Annotated in this window: 22 protein-coding genes; 15 read left to right on the plus strand and 7 right to left on the minus strand. The window is 65.9% G+C overall.

Features of this window, described 5'->3' with window-relative positions:
* Window positions 1-2 precede the first annotated feature (2 nt).
* Complete coding sequence (locus OH799_RS04555) at window positions 3-422, plus strand: CBS domain-containing protein (RefSeq protein WP_406276092.1); 420 nt, start codon at window positions 3-5, stop codon at window positions 420-422.
* 14 nt (window positions 423-436) lie between these two features.
* Here the strand turns inward: OH799_RS04555 and OH799_RS04560 are convergent, their stop codons facing one another.
* From OH799_RS04560 to OH799_RS04570, 3 genes are read right to left on the minus strand one after another with little or no spacing between them, the layout of a single operon-like run.
* Entirely contained in the window at window positions 437-1,156 is a 720-nt protein-coding gene (locus tag OH799_RS04560; protein WP_406276094.1) for a metallophosphoesterase, read from the minus strand.
* A 6-nt stretch (window positions 1,157-1,162) separates the two neighbouring features.
* On the minus strand, window positions 1,163-1,417 hold the full coding sequence (locus tag OH799_RS04565; RefSeq protein WP_406276096.1) for a BON domain-containing protein: 255 nt from the start codon (window positions 1,415-1,417) through the stop codon (window positions 1,163-1,165).
* The gene (locus OH799_RS04570; protein ID WP_406281803.1) at window positions 1,418-2,017 is read right to left on the minus strand and encodes a nucleotidyltransferase family protein; all 600 of its coding nucleotides are present in this window, start codon (window positions 2,015-2,017) and stop codon (window positions 1,418-1,420) included.
* A 98-nt stretch (window positions 2,018-2,115) separates the two neighbouring features.
* Here OH799_RS04570 and OH799_RS04575 point away from each other — a divergent pair, with 98 nt between their 5' ends.
* The 7 genes from OH799_RS04575 to OH799_RS04605 all read left to right on the plus strand — a co-directional run bounded on the left by OH799_RS04575 (window position 2,116) and on the right by OH799_RS04605 (window position 8,520).
* Window positions 2,116-2,538: a ChaB family protein gene (locus OH799_RS04575; RefSeq protein WP_406276098.1), complete on the plus strand. Its 423-nt coding sequence runs from the start codon at window positions 2,116-2,118 to the stop codon at window positions 2,536-2,538.
* Window positions 2,525-3,043 carry a DUF6328 family protein gene (locus OH799_RS04580; protein ID WP_406276100.1) on the plus strand — a complete coding sequence of 173 codons (519 nt, stop codon included), beginning with the start codon at window positions 2,525-2,527 and terminating at the stop codon, window positions 3,041-3,043. Before OH799_RS04575 ends, OH799_RS04580 begins: the two co-directional genes overlap by 14 nt.
* A 574-nt stretch (window positions 3,044-3,617) precedes the next feature.
* Entirely contained in the window at window positions 3,618-5,750 is a 2,133-nt protein-coding gene (locus OH799_RS04585; protein WP_406276102.1) for a catalase, read from the plus strand.
* 199 nt (window positions 5,751-5,949) lie between these two features.
* Window positions 5,950-6,369: an STAS domain-containing protein gene (locus tag OH799_RS04590; protein WP_357264836.1), complete on the plus strand. Its 420-nt coding sequence runs from the start codon at window positions 5,950-5,952 to the stop codon at window positions 6,367-6,369.
* A gap of 83 nt (window positions 6,370-6,452) precedes the next feature.
* Window positions 6,453-7,136, plus strand: a complete 684-nt coding sequence (locus OH799_RS04595; RefSeq protein WP_406276104.1) for a PAS and ANTAR domain-containing protein — start codon at window positions 6,453-6,455, stop codon at window positions 7,134-7,136.
* A gap of 177 nt (window positions 7,137-7,313) precedes the next feature.
* Window positions 7,314-7,745, plus strand: a complete 432-nt coding sequence (locus OH799_RS04600) for an anti-sigma factor (RefSeq protein ID WP_357264834.1) — start codon at window positions 7,314-7,316, stop codon at window positions 7,743-7,745.
* The gene (locus OH799_RS04605; RefSeq protein WP_406276106.1) at window positions 7,735-8,520 is read left to right on the plus strand and encodes a SigB/SigF/SigG family RNA polymerase sigma factor; all 786 of its coding nucleotides are present in this window, start codon (window positions 7,735-7,737) and stop codon (window positions 8,518-8,520) included. The genes OH799_RS04600 and OH799_RS04605 overlap by 11 nt, the downstream gene beginning before the upstream one ends.
* A 7-nt stretch (window positions 8,521-8,527) precedes the next feature.
* Here OH799_RS04605 and OH799_RS04610 read toward each other — a convergent pair whose 3' ends face one another.
* Genes OH799_RS04610 through OH799_RS04625 form a run of 4 tightly spaced genes read right to left on the minus strand, consistent with a single transcriptional unit; the run spans window position 8,528 to window position 10,108 of the window.
* Complete coding sequence (locus tag OH799_RS04610; protein WP_406276108.1) at window positions 8,528-8,695, minus strand: hypothetical protein; 168 nt, start codon at window positions 8,693-8,695, stop codon at window positions 8,528-8,530.
* 21 nt (window positions 8,696-8,716) lie between these two features.
* The gene (locus tag OH799_RS04615) at window positions 8,717-8,896 is read right to left on the minus strand and encodes a hypothetical protein (RefSeq protein ID WP_406276110.1); all 180 of its coding nucleotides are present in this window, start codon (window positions 8,894-8,896) and stop codon (window positions 8,717-8,719) included.
* Complete coding sequence (locus tag OH799_RS04620) at window positions 8,874-9,728, minus strand: Vms1/Ankzf1 family peptidyl-tRNA hydrolase (protein WP_406276112.1); 855 nt, start codon at window positions 9,726-9,728, stop codon at window positions 8,874-8,876. Before OH799_RS04620 ends, OH799_RS04615 begins: the two co-directional genes overlap by 23 nt.
* 5 nt (window positions 9,729-9,733) lie before the next feature.
* A complete protein-coding gene (locus tag OH799_RS04625; protein WP_406281805.1) occupies window positions 9,734-10,108 on the minus strand; it encodes a DUF2267 domain-containing protein in 375 nt (124 codons plus the stop codon).
* Here OH799_RS04625 and OH799_RS04630 point away from each other — a divergent pair.
* From OH799_RS04630 to OH799_RS04660, 7 genes are all read left to right on the plus strand, one after another.
* A complete protein-coding gene (locus OH799_RS04630; RefSeq protein ID WP_406276114.1) occupies window positions 10,007-10,387 on the plus strand; it encodes a hypothetical protein in 381 nt (126 codons plus the stop codon). The genes OH799_RS04625 and OH799_RS04630 overlap by 102 nt on opposite strands.
* 384 nt (window positions 10,388-10,771) lie before the next feature.
* A complete protein-coding gene (locus tag OH799_RS04635; RefSeq protein ID WP_357264828.1) occupies window positions 10,772-11,050 on the plus strand; it encodes a hypothetical protein in 279 nt (92 codons plus the stop codon).
* A gap of 709 nt (window positions 11,051-11,759) precedes the next feature.
* Entirely contained in the window at window positions 11,760-12,470 is a 711-nt protein-coding gene (locus OH799_RS04640; protein WP_357264826.1) for a response regulator transcription factor, read from the plus strand.
* Between the two features lie 53 nt (window positions 12,471-12,523).
* On the plus strand, window positions 12,524-13,564 hold the full coding sequence (locus OH799_RS04645) for a sensor histidine kinase (protein ID WP_406276117.1): 1,041 nt from the start codon (window positions 12,524-12,526) through the stop codon (window positions 13,562-13,564).
* An 84-nt stretch (window positions 13,565-13,648) separates the two neighbouring features.
* Complete coding sequence (ectA, locus tag OH799_RS04650; protein WP_406276119.1) at window positions 13,649-14,251, plus strand: diaminobutyrate acetyltransferase; 603 nt, start codon at window positions 13,649-13,651, stop codon at window positions 14,249-14,251.
* A complete protein-coding gene (gene ectB, locus OH799_RS04655; RefSeq protein ID WP_406276121.1) occupies window positions 14,248-15,525 on the plus strand; it encodes a diaminobutyrate--2-oxoglutarate transaminase in 1,278 nt (425 codons plus the stop codon). Before ectA ends, ectB begins: the two co-directional genes overlap by 4 nt.
* The gene (locus OH799_RS04660) at window positions 15,522-15,923 is read left to right on the plus strand and encodes an ectoine synthase (RefSeq protein ID WP_357264818.1); all 402 of its coding nucleotides are present in this window, start codon (window positions 15,522-15,524) and stop codon (window positions 15,921-15,923) included. The genes ectB and OH799_RS04660 overlap by 4 nt, the downstream gene beginning before the upstream one ends.
* Window positions 15,924-15,928 lie beyond the last annotated feature (5 nt).

Here is a 15,928-nt window from a genome sequence, read left to right on the forward strand (position 1 = left end):
TGATGACAATCGCACGAGAGATCATGTCCGCGGACGTCCAATGTGTGCGCTCCAGCGACTCGGTCGTCACCGCGGCGCAACGGATGGCGGAGTTGAACGTGGGGGCGCTGCCGATCTGCGGCGAGGACGATCGGCTGAAAGGCATGCTGACCGACCGCGATATCGTGCTGAAGGTGGTCGCGGAACGTAAAGACCCGCTCGGGGTGGACGCGGGTGAACTCGCCGAAGGCGTGCCGGTGACCGTGGACGCGACCGACGACGTCCGCAAAGTCATGTCGGTCATGTCGCAGCATCAGGTACGGCGCGTACCGGTCCTGGAGAACCACCGTCTGGTAGGCATCATCGCGCAGGCCGACGTCGCGACATCGCTGGGCAACGCCGAGGCGGGTAGCACGGTTGAGGCGGTCTCGACCGACTTCTGATCCCGCTGCGCCGATCAGGCCCCGTCCGGATGCAGTTCGTAAACCGCGTACGCCGAACGGATCACCGGTTGGGCCACGTTGCGCACCCGGATGCCGCCCGGGGTGGTGCCCCGTTCGGCGCCGGCGTGCGCATGGCCGTGCAGTGCGAGATCGGCGCCGGTCGCGTCGATAGCCTCACCGAGCAGGTAGGAGCCGAGGAATGGGTATATCTCCCGCGGTTCACCGTGCAAGGTGTCACTGACGGGGGAGTAGTGCGTCAGCGCGATCGTGACGTCGGCGCCCGATTCGGCCAGGGCGCTGCTCAGCGATCCTGCGAGTTCCACAGTATGCGCGGCGAACTCGCGCATCAGGCGCTCGCCGAAAACGCTGGCGCATTTTCCGGCGAACCCACCGCCGAAGCCCTTGGTACCTGCGACGCCCAGACTGTGTCCGTCGATATCGAAGCGCGCCGCCGTTCCCTCCAGCACCGTGATGCCGTGGTCGGTCAGCAGGTTCACGATGTCTTGCTCGACGTCACTGTGGTGGTCGTGGTTGCCGAGCACCGCGACGACCGGGACACCGATACCGCTGAACTCCGCCGCCACGACCTCGGCTTCCTCCAGTGTGCCGTGCCTGGTCAAGTCGCCTGCCAGCAGAAGGATGTCCGCACGCTCGGGCAGCTCCACCATCGCAGCCCGGTATTGACCGCGTGATTCCGCACCGAGGTGGACATCGCCGACTGCCGCGATTCGCATTTCCGTTCAGCCCCTTCCGAGATCTTCGATGTCAGCGGGCGCGGCGAGGTGGGTGACGTGAACGTCGTTGTGGATCCGCACTTGCGGAAGCTGTTCGCGCACTATTGTTTCCAGTTGCTGTTTGACGCGCTCGCTGCTCACTTCGCCGCCGAGCACGACCACGTCGCCGCGTATCGTCACGTGCACGCCGAGTTCCGCGGTCCGCGGATCTTCGGCGAGAGCCCTGCGCAGATGGGCAACGAGGTACTGGGGCTGCTCCATTCAGTCCGCCTTCCTCCGCGTATCGGTGATGCCGAGGTCGTCGAGCAGACCGAGAAACGCCCTGGCGTAGGGTGACGCGGCGGTCTGCTCGCGCACTGCTGCCCAGTCCACCTGTTCGCGGACGTCACGGGCAGTGTGCAGCAGCGGGCTGAGGTCGAGCCGGTGCGCATCGAAGACCAGCATCTTGTCCACCATGAGATCGGTGCCGCTGATCACCGGCGCCGCTGCGGGCCCGATCCGCATCATGCTGGCGCGGTCGAGCAAATCGTCGGTCACTTCCCGGTTGTTCGGCCGGAAGATCACGTCGATCAGTACATCGCCGTCGTAGACCTTGCGCAGCCAATCCTCTGGCGGATCGCACACCCGCAATCCGCTGCGCGCCAATGTGTGCACGGCCTGTGATACGTCCTCCGGTTTGACGAAGATATCCACATCGTGATGGCTGACCGGGCCGCCCCGCGCGTAAATCGCGCATCCACCCGCCACCGCGAACTTGATACCGGCGCCGGACAGCGCGTTCACCGCGCGAGTCAGTGCGTGCAGCAGTTGGTCGATCGTCGCTGCCATGCTGCGGTGGTACCCGGGGAATGCTGGGTTAATCGTGCGCTGACCGGGTACGCGACTACGTACGAGGCGGACCGCCACGGGCTGATCGGCGACCGCCCGTATGTCGATTCGACAAGGAAGGAGCGCCGGAAATGCCCAAGACAACCGCACGTGGTGACGCAAAGAAGTCCGAGTTGCCGAGCACACTGCAGCGGTCGGGAGACAAGGCGCAGCGGACCTTCGCCAAGGCACACGATTCCGCGTTGAAGGAATACGGCAGCGAAGAACGGGCACACCGTGTGGCCTACAGCGCGCTGAAGCACAGCTACGAAAAGGTCGGCGACCATTGGGAACCCAAAGCCCAGCGTGGACCCTCCGATGAGCGGGCCGAGAGCGGCGGGCCGAACGCGAAGGGCGAGACAGCCGAGGGAGTGAACGCCAACGCGACCAAGAAACATCTCCTCGACGTCGCGAGCCAGCTGAAAATCACCGGCCGGTGGAAGATGACCAAGGACGAACTCGTCTCGGCGATCGAGAAGCGCAATCGCCGGGAGACCGCCGGTGCGCGAAAGTGACGACCGCGCGAGTGAGGATGACGACTGGTATCGGCAGGCGCGCCGGGAAACCGAGGTAGAGCGGCTCGATCGCAACTGGAGCGATCTGGTGCAGGAACTGCGGGTTGTACAGACCGGGGTGCAGTTCCTCGTCGGTGCGCTGCTGATTCTGCCGTTCCAGGCCCCCTTCGGCGAACTCTCCCAGCCGCTGCGCTTGCTCTACCTCGCCACTGTCGGTGCAGCGATCGGCGCGACGGTGTTCTTGGTGGCCCCGGTCTCCTGGCATCGAATCCTCTTCCGGCGCCACCGTTTGGATAGCGTGGTGGCGGCGGCACACCGTTGCGCGCTCGCCGGTGTCGCGTTGCTCGGCCTCGCGCTCACCGGTGCGGTGGTTCTGGTCGTCGCTGTGGTCGCGGGGACCGCCGAAGGGGTGTTCGCCGGCGCCGTCGTCGCAGCGCTTTTCCTTGCGATTTGGCTGGTCGCGCCGTGGCGGTGGCGCAGGACCAGCATGCGGGTGGACCGCTGACACGCCTCACCGCTCGCACCGCGGGCAGCGCCGCAGACGATGTCAACCGTGCCGCGCAAGTCCACTTCGATCACCCGCTCTCAATCGGTAGCCCGGACGGCTATTCCCAATCCGTTCTCCGGCTTGCCCCCGCTCGATGGTCAGAACTGTGCCTTCTGCCTGCTACTCGGCGGTGGCCGCGACCGGAGGCGACTCCGGTGGTCACGACATTGCCGATTCCGACGAGAAGACATCACCCGTGCGCGATGGTGCGGCGTGGTGGTAGGCGGTCAATGTTTCCATTGCGATCCGATCCCAGCCGTAGCGGCCAGCGGCACGCCGACAGTGCGCGTTGCCACTCGGCCAGGTGGGAATGTGTGGATCCGATTTGTGCCGGATATGCCCTCGCGGTGCCGACCGAAACAATGCGCGGCGGCCAGCCGCCACGTTCCCGGTCCGGTCCGGCCGATCGGAAAAGATGAGCGGTCGGGCAGCCGCGGACGACGCGGTTGTTTGTCACGGCTGTATGCGGGCAGTCGACAACAAGACCGATTTCTTCCGCGCGTACGCGTGTGGAAAGCAGGAAGGAGCAATGGTGGGCAAGGCAACGAACGGTCGCGCTGATTCCGATTCCGATGCCGACGCCAAGCAGCGCCAGCTTGCCGAATGCCGAGTCGACCGCGAGCAGGGCTATCTGACTACGCAGCAGGGTGTGCGGGTGGACAGCACAGACAACGCGCTTGGGGTGGGTCAACGTGGCCCGACGCTACTCGAGGATTTTCACGCCAGAGAGAAGATCACCCATTTCGACCATGAGCGCATACCTGAGCGAGTGGTGCACGCGAGAGGTGCGGGTGCCTACGGGTACTTCCAGCCGTACGACGATTCGCTGGCTGATGTGACGGCGGCGAAGTTCCTGACCAGCCCGGACATTCGAACTCCCGTGTTTGTTCGATTCTCAACGGTGGCCGGCTCCCGCGGCTCCGCGGATACGGTGCGCGACGTGCGTGGGTTCGCGACGAAGTTTTATACGGCGCAGGGGAATTACGATCTAGTCGGGAACAACTTCCCGGTCTTCTTCATTCAGGACGGCATCAAGTTCCCTGACTTCGTGCACGCGGTGAAGCCCGAGCCGCACAACGAAATTCCGCAAGCTTCCTCGGCGCACGACACGCTATGGGATTTCGTGGCGTTGCAGCCGGAGTCGCTGCACGCGATCATGTGGCTGATGTCGGACCGGGCGTTGCCGCGCAGCTATCGGATGATGCAAGGGTTCGGCGTGCACACGTTCCGATTCGTCGGTGACGAGGGCAGGGGCACCTTCGTCAAATTCCACTGGACGCCGAGGCTGGGCGTGCACTCGCTGCTGTGGGACGAGTGTCAGCAGATCGCGGGCAGGGACCCCGATTTCAATCGGCGCGATCTGTGGGAGACCATCGAGGCGGGACAGTTCCCGGAGTGGGAACTCGGTGTGCAGTTGATACCCGAGGAGAACGAGTTCGACTTCGACTTCGACCTGCTCGACTCCACCAAGATCATTCCCGAGGAGCTGGTACCGGTCCGTCCGGTCGGCGTCATGGTGCTGAACCGCAACCCCGACAACTTCTTCGCCGAAACCGAACAGGTGGCGTTCCATACCGCGAATATCGTACCCGGTATCGACTTCACCAATGATCCGCTGCTGCAGATGCGCAACTTCTCCTACCTGGACACCCAGCTGATCCGGCTCGGCGGACCCAACTTCGCGCAGTTGCCGATCAATCGCCCGGTCGCCGACGACCGCAACCATCAGCAGGACGGATTCGGCCAGCACGCGATCCCACAGGGCAGAGCAAGCTACACAAAGAACTCGCTCGGCGGCGGCTGTCCCGCGTTGGCGTCTTCGGAGGTGTTCCAGCACTACACCCAGCACGTGAGCGGCCAGAAGATGCGGCGGCGCGCCGACAGTTTCCAGGAGTACTACCGTCAGCCGCGCATGTTCTGGCGCAGCATGTCGCCGACCGAGGCCGAGCACATCGTCGAAGCGTTCGCTTTCGAACTGGGCAAGGTCGCGGTACCCGACATACGCAGCCAGGTGCTCGATCACTTGTCCCACGTGGACCCGGAATTGGCCGTGCGGGTCGCGGTCGAGTTGGGCATGTCCGCGCCGGCGAAGACGGAGAAGATCGAACCGACCATGACCTCCCCGGCGCTGTCGCAGAGCAACACGACCATGGACACCATCGCCACCCGGAAGGTCGCCGTGCTGGTCGCCGACGGCGCCGACGCGGCGGGTGTGCGCGCTGTCGGCGCGGCACTCACCGAGCGGGGCGCGGTGGTAGAGGTCCTGGGGTTGCACGGCGGCGCAGTGCGCAACGACGACAGCGAAGTGTTCACGGTCGACCGGTCCGTCGCCACCACCGCGTCGGTGCTCTATGACGCGGTGGTCGTCGCGGGCGGCCCGAGCGCGGCGGAGACTATTTCACGCAACGGCACCGCCGTGCACTTTCTTCTGGAGGCGTTCAAGCACGCGAAGCCGATCGCGGCGTTCGGCGCAGGCAGCTTGGTGCTGCGTGTGGCAGGCATCGCCGCCGACATGCCGCCGGACTCGGACCTCGCCACCTCCAATGGCGTCGTCGTGACCCCGACATCAGGTGGAAAAGTGGAGGCGACTTTCATCGACGCTTTCGCCGACGCGATCGCGAGTCACCGGATATGGCGCCGCTCCACAGCAGCAGTTCCCGCCTGAACCTATGACAGCAGTGCCGGACCATGACAGACTGAGAGGCAGGTTGAGACTACAGCCGACCCCGGTTCGACGCGGAGAGCACGAACCCCGGGCCCGCCGATCGGCGGAAGTAGCGACAACCTTGTTGCGACATCCATCCGCTGACCGCCGCCCCCGCCGCGTAGGGCTGGAAATCCCCCCTTGTACGGGAGGTTCTGTTATGTCCGCCATTTCTTTGCTCCGGGAGCACGCCGACGGAGTACATCGGAACGGCTCGGGGCCCAAACCCCGCGGGAAGGCCCGATTGTGGGCGCAGCACGTGGACCGCCGCCGGGAATGCGTCGTGGTCCGAGTCGAAGGGGAACTCGACGCCGCGGCCTTCTCCGAGTTCTTCCAGGCGCTCGATCGTGCCGCCGAGTCGGACTGCCACGCGATCGTCGTCGATTTGCGCGCGGCGCGATTCCTCAGCCTGCGGGTCGCGGCGACGCTGGGCGCGGTCAAACAAAACCGAGACGCCCGTGGTGGCCCTGACCTCCGTATCGTGGCCGGACGCCAGGTGATCGAGCGTGCCCTCGAGGTCACCGAGGTCCGCGGGCTGTTTCACCGGTATGCCTCGATGCGGGCCGCTTTGCACGGCTGAGCGGTTCCACAGGAGAGGCACCCCGCCGGGTGGCGTGGCGTAGTGTGCTCGCGTGGCGTGTGGCCACAAAGGATACTGGCGATATGACTGAAAGTGGGTCGCTACCGCCGGAGGACAGCCTGGTGCTGAGCCAGGTGATCGGGTTCGGCACGCCGCAGAACGTTGGTGCCTTCCGGTTCTGGTTCGCTGATCGCCGCTGGGAATGGTCCGACGAAGTAGCGGAAATGCACGGCTATCCGCCGGGAAGTATCACGCCGACCACGGACCTTCTGCTGACCCACAAGCATCCCGAAGACCGGGCACAGGTCGCGAGCGCGCTGGAGAAGTCGATCGAGAACACCGAGCCGTTCTCCAGCCGCCACCGGATCATCGACACGGGCGGGCGAGTCCACCATGTGATCGTGGTGGCCGACACTATGAATGATGAGCACGACCAGGTGGTCGGCACTTCCGGGTACTACATCGACGTCACCGACACGCTCGAAGAGCACCGGCAGGAAGCCCTCGATGACGCGCTCCCGGAGCTGTACGCCACGCGAGCGGTGATCGAGCAGGCCAAAGGTGCGCTCATGCTGGTATACGGCATCGGTCCCGAGCAGGCGTTCCGCGTGCTCAGTTGGCGTTCGCAGGAAACCAACGTCAAACTGCGCGCGCTGGCGGAGCGGTTGGTCGCCGATCTGGCATCGCTGGCGGATTCCGCGAGCGGTTTGCGCACCCGTTTCGACCATCTACTGCTCACCGCACACGAGCGCGTTCGAAACGGTTGACTTCGGTGGCTCGAAGCGTAGCCGTTTCGAGCATCATGCGACGGGTACGCCACGGTTTGAGGAAGTCGCGGCCTCTTGTATTCCGATTGCCGCGAGCGCTGGGCTCGTGTGGTCGGGAACGCGGGGAGCGGTACCCGACCGTCTCCGGTCGGCTGCGAGAACGAGGTGGTGATGGGCATGGGCGAGTGGACTTCCCGATCCTCGACCGAAACGACGACGATCGGCGTACGAGTGCCTGCCCGGTTGGAGCAGCTGACCATGCTGCGCGCCCTGGCCGAAACCGTCGCGCTCATCGCGGATTTCGCGCTCGATGAGGTGACCGACATCCGGCTGGCGCTGGACGAGGTAGCGACGTCTCTCATCCTGGATGCCGTCTCGGAGTCGGCCATCGATTGCAACTTCACCTATGACACCAATCAGATGTTCGTCCACGTCTCCTCGGTCGCCGTCTCGTCATCGGCGGTCAACGGAGGCGGCTTCGGCTGGCACATCGTCCGGACCCTGACTGATTCGATCGCCGCTGCGCAAAGCCCTTACGACGGGATGCTCGGCGGATACCCGACAATCGTGGACTTCAGTTGGGTTCGAGGTGTCGCGGATGACCGCTGAATCGAGATCGCGCGGCGACAGCTACGACAACATAGAGCCCCTGTTCGAGAAGATCGCCGCACTGGAGCCCGATGACCCCCGCCGAGATACCCTGCGATCGGAGTTGATCAGCCGATGCCTGCCGCTGGCGGACCACATCGCTCGGAAATTCTCCGGCCGCGGCGAGAACTTCGATGATCTGTTGCAGGTCGCACGCCTCGGTCTCGTGCAGGCGGCGGACCGGTTCGACGTCACCCGCGGATCGTCTTTCCTGTCTTTCGCGGTGCCGACCATCATGGGTGAGGTGCGTCGGCATTTTCGCGACAACACCTGGGCGGTGCGCGTGCCTCGCCGCGTCAAGGAGATCCAGCTGACCATCGGCGTCACAGTGGAGACACTGTCCCAACGCCTCGGTCGTATGCCGCGAGCCAGGGAGATCGCCGCAGCGTTGGATGTGGACCTGGTCGAAGTAACCCAGGCCCTCATCGCAGGTAACGCCTACCAGTCCTCGTCCATCGACGCAGTCGCGGGTGACGACATCGAGAACGTGTCGTTGCCGCTGCTGGAAAGCCTCGGCGCCGAGGAAACGTCCTACCACGTGGTGGAGGACTACCTTGCGGTCCGGCCGCTGATCGAGGAGCTGCCCGACCGTGAGCGGCAAGTCCTGGTGATGCGGTTCTTCGAATCAATGACGCAAACCCAGATCGCGGACCGCCTCGGCGTCTCCCAGATGCACGTCTCGCGCATTCTTTCCAGAACGTTGAACCAGCTGCGCGAACAGGCGTTGCGGGACTGACCGCCAGTCAGGGCCGTTCGACGCGATCGGGCGTGTCTGCGTCGTCGTCGGCGGGCGGTTCCGGTTCCCGCCATTCCTCGGCTCGGCTCGATCGGTTGCCACGCAGGGTGCCTTCCAATTCGTGCGCGAGTTGTTCGTCGCGGACCGGTCCGTGCTTGCTGTTGCCTCGTTGCATGACTCCTCCTCGGGGCTGTCGTTATCGATGTCGTAGCAGCGCGCCGACCCCGTCGGCCGGGGCGGCCGCCTCGTCGACCGGAGTGACCTCGGCGCCGGTGGCCAACGCGGCCACGGGTAGCGCCTCGTCGGCCCGCCGTACCGTCGGTGCGGACTCGTCGGTGGCCGGGCCGATCAACTCATTCGGTCTCGGCCCGGTCACCACTAGTCGATCGCGGAGGGCCTTCCACCGCAAGGCCGCCGGCTCGCCCCAGTTCGGCGGCGAACCGGGCGAGCACGCTCGCACGCCGGTCGTCCGCCACGCGGTCGAGGATTTCGTGGACCTCCGCGTCCAGGGCCACCGGATCCGAACCGGGCGCGCGCGACCCGGATTCGGCTTCGACGATGTCCCGGCCGTGCGGCTCGATCGCCGCATGCAAGCTAGACCGTGCCTCGACCTCTCCGGCGAGGACGATGATCTGCGCATGCACGGTATCGGCCAGCCTGGTCACCTCCGCGGCGAACTCGTGGATATTCCGCCGCGTCGTCTCCTCGACACGCTTATGGAGCGTGCGATGCGACCAGCCTCCGTGGCGGACTTTGTGCACCGGGTGATCCACACCGCGAAGGCTTTTCGCTAGTTCGGCGCCGTGCTCATCGAGGGAATACAGCTCCGAGCCGACCCGGTCCACTACCGCGACCACATGCGGTACCCGCTGTGCTTCCCACTCGATCAGCGGCAGCAGATAGGGCAGCGGCGATACCCGTACGACCTCTGTGTCCGGCGGGTTCGGCAATCGCTGATCGGCGAGTACCTCGTTTCCGTCGGCAATCAGCAGCCTGCCGCATTTGCCCTCGGTCGCAGGCCGATCGGCGATCGCCTGCTCCAGCAGCTCCCTGATCCGCGGGCTCGCGCCGGCGCCGTCCAGTTCGGCGTCGATCGAACGCCAGCGAAGCTCGAGCTGGTGCGCCGAATCCTCGGTGTCGTGCGAACTGTCGAAGCATATCGAAGCGAACGGTCCGTCCCGTTCGATGATCTGCCGAAACTCGGCCATCGATATCACCCGATTCCCAGAAGTTGGCGGATGTCCTGCGGCAAGGCAGCACGCGTCTTGCCTGTCAGATCGCCGGTAGTCGCCTCGTCGAGTACGGTCAGCACCGCCTTGGCCTCTTCCGCGGCCTTCGGCTCGGTGGTGTGCGCGTGCCGGGCGACCCGGACGAGGAATTCCTCGCTATCGAATCGGTCGCCTGCCTCATTTTCGCGCGACGCCGCGACGCGGCGCAGATGCTCGGAAAGTTCCTGGGGCAGCTGGGAGGCCAACTTGTCGGCCAGATGCTCCGGGATTCGCTCCGCGAGCGTCTCCAGGGTGGCGCGGGTCGCGCCTTCCGCCTCGCCGCGGCTCGCCAGCCGCGCCTCGGCTTGGACATGGCCGATGAAGTCGCGGCGGTCACATGGGATCCGGTGGCGCAGGATCCGGTGTCGGCCCCGGCGGCTGCGGGGTCGGGAACGGCTGTCCGGGATCCGGTATCGGTGGCCGCGGCCGCCCTGGTGCCGGTGTTGGGCGTGGCGGGGGCTCCGGCTCCGGAGTCGGCGGGACCGGCCGCGGTTCCGGATCGGGGAGTGGCTCGGGGGTGGGGCTCGGCGGTATCGGGTCGGGTATCGGTTCCGGCGGGATCGGGCTCGGATTCGGTGGGACCGGGCGGGTCATGCTGATCTCCTCCTCGCTCTGCGATGTCTCGACGCGACACCGAAGCGGCGCGCCGATAACCGAGGTGATCGGCTATAACGGGCAGCAGGCCAACCGAACCTCGGACAGTCGCCCTCGCCGTCGGGGGGTACCCGTGCACTCCCATCCGAATCAGCCGGCCCTCAGTGGAGCCGAATCGACAACGACGTTCGGCGGACGGTGAACCCGGACGGTTTGCGCGTCGGTGGCGTGGGGTACGTGAAGGAAAGCCGGACAAACGATGCCAACGGCTCGAGGAGTTCGTCATGAACGACCAGCGACGACCAGGCACCCGAAACCCCAGGTCGGGCAGTTCGAGGTCGCCGAGACACGCAACGGAAATCCCTCCCCCCGCACAGCGGGCGGACCGCATGAACGACACCCGCACGACGACGAGTCATGAGGTGATCCGGCGCTGGGCGGAGCAACGCGGAGCCCGCCCCGCGACCTTGCCCGGCAGTGAGTACAACGGGCGGCTCGGTGTGCTGCGCTTCGATTTCCCCGGGTACGGTGGGGCGGTGCTGCGCACTGTGGACTGGGATGAATGGTTCGCCACGTTCGACGCGCGGCGGTTGCATTTTCGCTACCAGGAACAGCGGCCTGATGGGACGCCGAGCAATTTCAATCGGCTCGAGCACCCCGACCGGTGACACCCCTGATCGGGATCGGGCTTACGGCCATGGCATCGCGCCTCTCGCCCCAACCAGTCGGACCGTACCTACTTCCAGCCATCTGGCATGGCGTCACCCAGCATCACCACCATCTCCCGAACGTGTGCCGCGATCTGCCACCGCCGGGGTCGAACACCCACCTATCGAGAGATCTGCTGCTCGGCTCTGCGCGGCGCGAGTCGGATGTTCTCGCGGTTCCACCCATGGTTGCCCGCACCCGCCGCCGAGTGCGCGATCATCTCTCCGCCGGTTAGTCGGCGTCGGAGCGCGCCGCTCGGCTTGAGCGATGGCGTGAGCCCGGTCACCGGTGCACCTGAATCGACCTCGACTCCGCAGAGAGCGAGTGGGGCAATGTTCGGCCTTGGGCCCGGCGCTCGGCGCCGCCGCCGAGCAATGCCCCGCGCGGGCAGAGACGTTCTGGCCGAATCGAGTTGGGTAGCGACACGGCCGGTCTGGCTGTCACCGAACGGTGAGTCACGCTCGACCGTCTTCGGCCCGATCACCGCTCCAACGGCCGTTGGCGGCGCGGTCGGCGGCGGATGAGCGCGGCTGCCCGCCGGGTTTACCGGACGGTATGTTCGGGTAAACGTAACCAGGCAAGGTTGCTCGAAAGCGGAATGTCGCGTCGGTATGGGGATGCGATTCTCCGCATATGGCACGGATCCGCATGTCTGCAAGGGATAAGGTCTTGAGCGCAAACCTGATGATCGTGGAAGACGACGACCGGGTCCGTGGCGCATTACGACTCGCCATGGAAGACGAGGGCTACGACGTCGATGAGGCGGGGGAAGCCGAGGACGCCCTCACCCATCTGCGCAGCAACGGCGTCCCCGATGTGATGATCGTCGACCTGATGCTCGGCGGTATGGACGGATTCGAATGCATCCGGGAGATCCGCCGTGACCACGACGTGCCGATCATTGTGGTCAGCGCCCGCGACGACACCCACGACGTGGTGGCCGCGCTGGAGGCGGGCGCCGACGATTTCGTCACCAAGCCGTTCGAGATCAAGGAGATCACCGCCCGTATGCGCGCGGTACGCCGTCGCGCACGGATCACCGCCGAGCGCGAGACGCCGCAGGAGATGGTTCTCGACGCCGACGACGCAGCGCCGTTGGTGCTCGCGCAGGACAGCGGCGTGGTCCGGCGCGGCGACGAGGAGATCCGGCTCACACTTACCGAGTTCCGGTTGCTGTGCGAACTGGCGGAGGCGCCAGGCCGGGTACTCAGCCGCACAGTTCTGCTCGAACGGGTGTGGGATCGCGGATTCTTCGGTGACGAGCGCATTGTGGACGTCCATATGCGCAGACTGCGCACCAAGATCGAACGGGATCCGTCCGATCCGCGCATCGTCGTGACGGTGCGCGGCCTCGGCTACCGACTCGATGTTCGGCGCTGAGCTCTCTGGACCCGAAGCACTGGAGCCCGAACGCGTGGAGCCTGCGCGGCCGGGTGACCGCTGCGTTCGCGGCGATCGCCGCGCTGATGTCGCTCGTTCTTGTCGTATCGGTGTTCCTCATCAGTCGCAGCTATCTGGAAGCCCAGCGGTCGCACTCGAGCACCGAGCAGTCCGGCGATCTCAATTCCGATCTGGATCTGCTGCGCAATGTGCTGATCGGCTGTGCCATCGTGGTCACGCTGATCGGCGCGGCCGTGGGATGGTGGGCGAGCCGACGCGTGCTGACCCCGCTGCACCAGCTCGCCGGGACGGCGGCACGGATCGCCTCCGGCGATTTGGACCTGCGGCTGTCTTCCACCCCGGATCACGACCTGGCGATCACCGTCGAGTCGTTCAACACGATGGTGGACTCACTGCAGCGTCGTATCGAGCGTGAACACCGGCTCTTCGGCGATGTCAGTCACGAGCTGCGCACGCCGCTGACCACGTTGATGGCCAGCGTCGACGTGCTCAACCGGCACCGCGACGATCTGCCCGAACGCTCGCGGCGCGCGCTCGGCCTGATCACCGACGAGGTCGATCACCTGCGCAGGTTGCTGGACGACCTGCTCGCCCTCGCCCGGGTCGAGGCAGGGATGCATCACGGCGACGCCGAGCCGCTGTCTGTGCGCGATCTGCTGACCCATACGCTGGCCGATCGCCGCTATCCCGCGGAGCTGCTCACGGTGACCCAGGACGTCACCGTGCGCGGTCGCAAGCTGGAGTTGGAACGTGCGGTGGCCAACCTGCTGCACAACGCGGACCGGCACGGCGGCGGCGTGGTGGCGGTCACCGCGAGCCGCGACGGCACCGACGCGGTGATCATCGTCGACGACGCCGGTCCTGGCGTACCACCCGCAGACCGGCTTCGCATATTCGAACGTTTCGCGACCGCGCGCAGTGGCCGCCGCTCCGCCACCGGGACGGGCATCGGCCTCGCGCTGGTCGCAGAGACCGTCGCCACGCACCGCGGCCACGTCGAATGCACCGAGCGCTCCGGTGGCGGCGCGCGGTTCGTTGTGCGCCTGCCCCGGTTGGACGACATGCATCCGTAACACAACCGTAAAGAAGTCGACAGGTTCACCTCAAAGTCGCTTCGCAAGCCTGGATAAGTACTGCTGGCCCGACGAGGGAGTTGTATGTCACCGCCAACCCTGTCCGCAGCGGAGATCGAGCGATCGCGCGTCGAGAGCGCGGCGGCCGCCCTGGGTTCGAACCCGACACCGAAAGACACCGGACCAGCTGTGGTCCTGCGCACCCCCCGCCTGGGCGACGGCGCCCAGATGTGGCGTATCGCCAAGGACTCCGCGGTGCTCGACGCCAACTCGAGCTACGCGTATCTGCTCTGGTGCCGAGATTTCGCGGGAACCTCCGTGGTCGCCGAGCTCAACGGCCGCATCGTGGGATACGTCATCGGATTCGTCCGCCCGCAGGCTCCAGATACCGTCTTCGTCTGGCAGGTCGCGGTGGAGCGCTCGCAGCGCGGCCGCGGTACCGGCGCCGAGCTGCTGCACACGTTGCTGAACAGCGTTTCAGCGAAAGGAGTTTCGGTGCTGGAGACGACGATCTCGCCGGACAACACCGCATCCATCGCCATGTTCAGGTCGGTAGCCCGGGTGAGGGAAGCCGCCATCAGCAAGTACCCCTTGTTCGATGCCGCCGTCTTCCCGGACAGCCATGCACCCGAGGAGCTGTACCGCATCGCACCGACTGCCCGCACCACCGAGGAGGATTACCGATGATCAACGCCGACACCACCGTTTTCGAGAGTCTGGAGTCGAACGTGCGCGGTTACTGCCGCGCCTGGCCCACCGTGTTCACCACCGCGAAGGGCAGCTGGCTGCGCAACGAGGAGGGCAGGGACTACCTCGACTTCTTCGCAGGTGCCGGTGCGCTGAACTACGGCCACAACAACGACGTGCTCAAGCGCTCGCTGCTGGACTACATCGCCGGTGACGGCATCACGCACGGTCTGGACATGTCGACCGCGGCCAAACGAGAACTGCTGGAGACGCTGCGCGACACCCTCTTCACCCCTCGTGGACTGGACTACAAGGTCCAGTTCCCCGGCCCGACCGGCGCCAATGCCGTCGAGGCGGCGCTCAAGCTGGCTCGCAAGATCACCGGCCGCGAGACGATCGTCAGCTTCACCAACGCCTTCCACGGGATGACACTGGGCGCGTTGTCGGTAACCGGCAACGCGGCCAAGCGGGCGGGTGCCGGTGTCCCGTTGGTGCACGCGACGCACATGCCCTACGACGGCTACTTCGATGGCACCACCGCCGACTTCCAGTGGATGGAGAAGGTGCTCGACGACAGCTCGTCCGGCGTCGACCGACCCGCCGCTGTGATCGTGGAGACGGTGCAGGGCGAGGGCGGCGTCAATGTCGCGCGCGCCGAGTGGCTGCGCCACCTCGCCGGGCTCTGCGCGGCCCGTGAGATTCTGCTGATCGTCGACGACGTGCAGATGGGCTGCGGTCGAACCGGCCCGTTCTTCTCCTTCGAGGTCGCGGGCATCACCCCCGACATCGTGACGCTGTCGAAGTCGATCGGCGGCTACGGTCTGCCGATGGCGCTGGTGCTGCTCAAGCCCGAACTCGATCAGTGGGCGCCCGGTGAGCACAACGGCACCTTCCGCGGCAACAACCCCGCGTTCGTCACCGCGACGACCGCGCTGCGGCACTTCTGGTCCGATGGCGCCCTCCAGGCCGCGACGCAGGCGAAAGGCGAGCGGATCGAACGCACACTGAGCGAGCTTGCCGGGTGCTTTCCCGGCGTCTCGACCAGAGGACGCGGCCTTGTGCACGGCGTCGTGTTCGATGACCCGTCGCAGGCGAGCAAGGTTTGCCAGATCGCGTTCGAGCGAGGTCTACTGGTGGAGACCTCCGGTTCCACAGACGAGGTGGTAAAGCTGTTGCCGCCATTGACCATCACCGAGCAGGAGCTCGACCAGGGCCTGCGCATCCTCACCGGCGCTGTCGACGCCGTGTGTGGTGGCGTGGAGGTGGTCGCGTGATCGTGCGCACCACCGCGGAGATCACCGGCACCGAACGCGACGTGGCGGGAGAGGGATGGCGCAGCAAGCGCATCGTCCTCGGCGGCGACGGCGTGGGTTTCTCCTTCCACGAGACCACCATCGAAGCAGGCACCGTGCACGAGTTCCACTACCGCTACCACGTGGAGGCGGTGTGGCTCATCGAGGGCGAGGGCACGTTGACCGACCTGGACAACGGCGTCACCTACGAGCTCGTGCCCGGGTCGATGTACCTGCTCGACGGACACGAACGCCACCGGCTCGAGGTGCGCAGCACGATGCGGATGATGTGCGTGTTCAACCCTCCGGTCACAGGGCAGGAGGTTCACGACAGCGACGGCGTCTACCCGCTGGTCGCCACGACGACGATCGGAGGATAAGAACA

Source organism: Nocardia sp. NBC_00881 (genome assembly GCF_045207455.1).
Lineage (GTDB): Bacteria > Actinomycetota > Actinomycetes > Mycobacteriales > Mycobacteriaceae > Nocardia.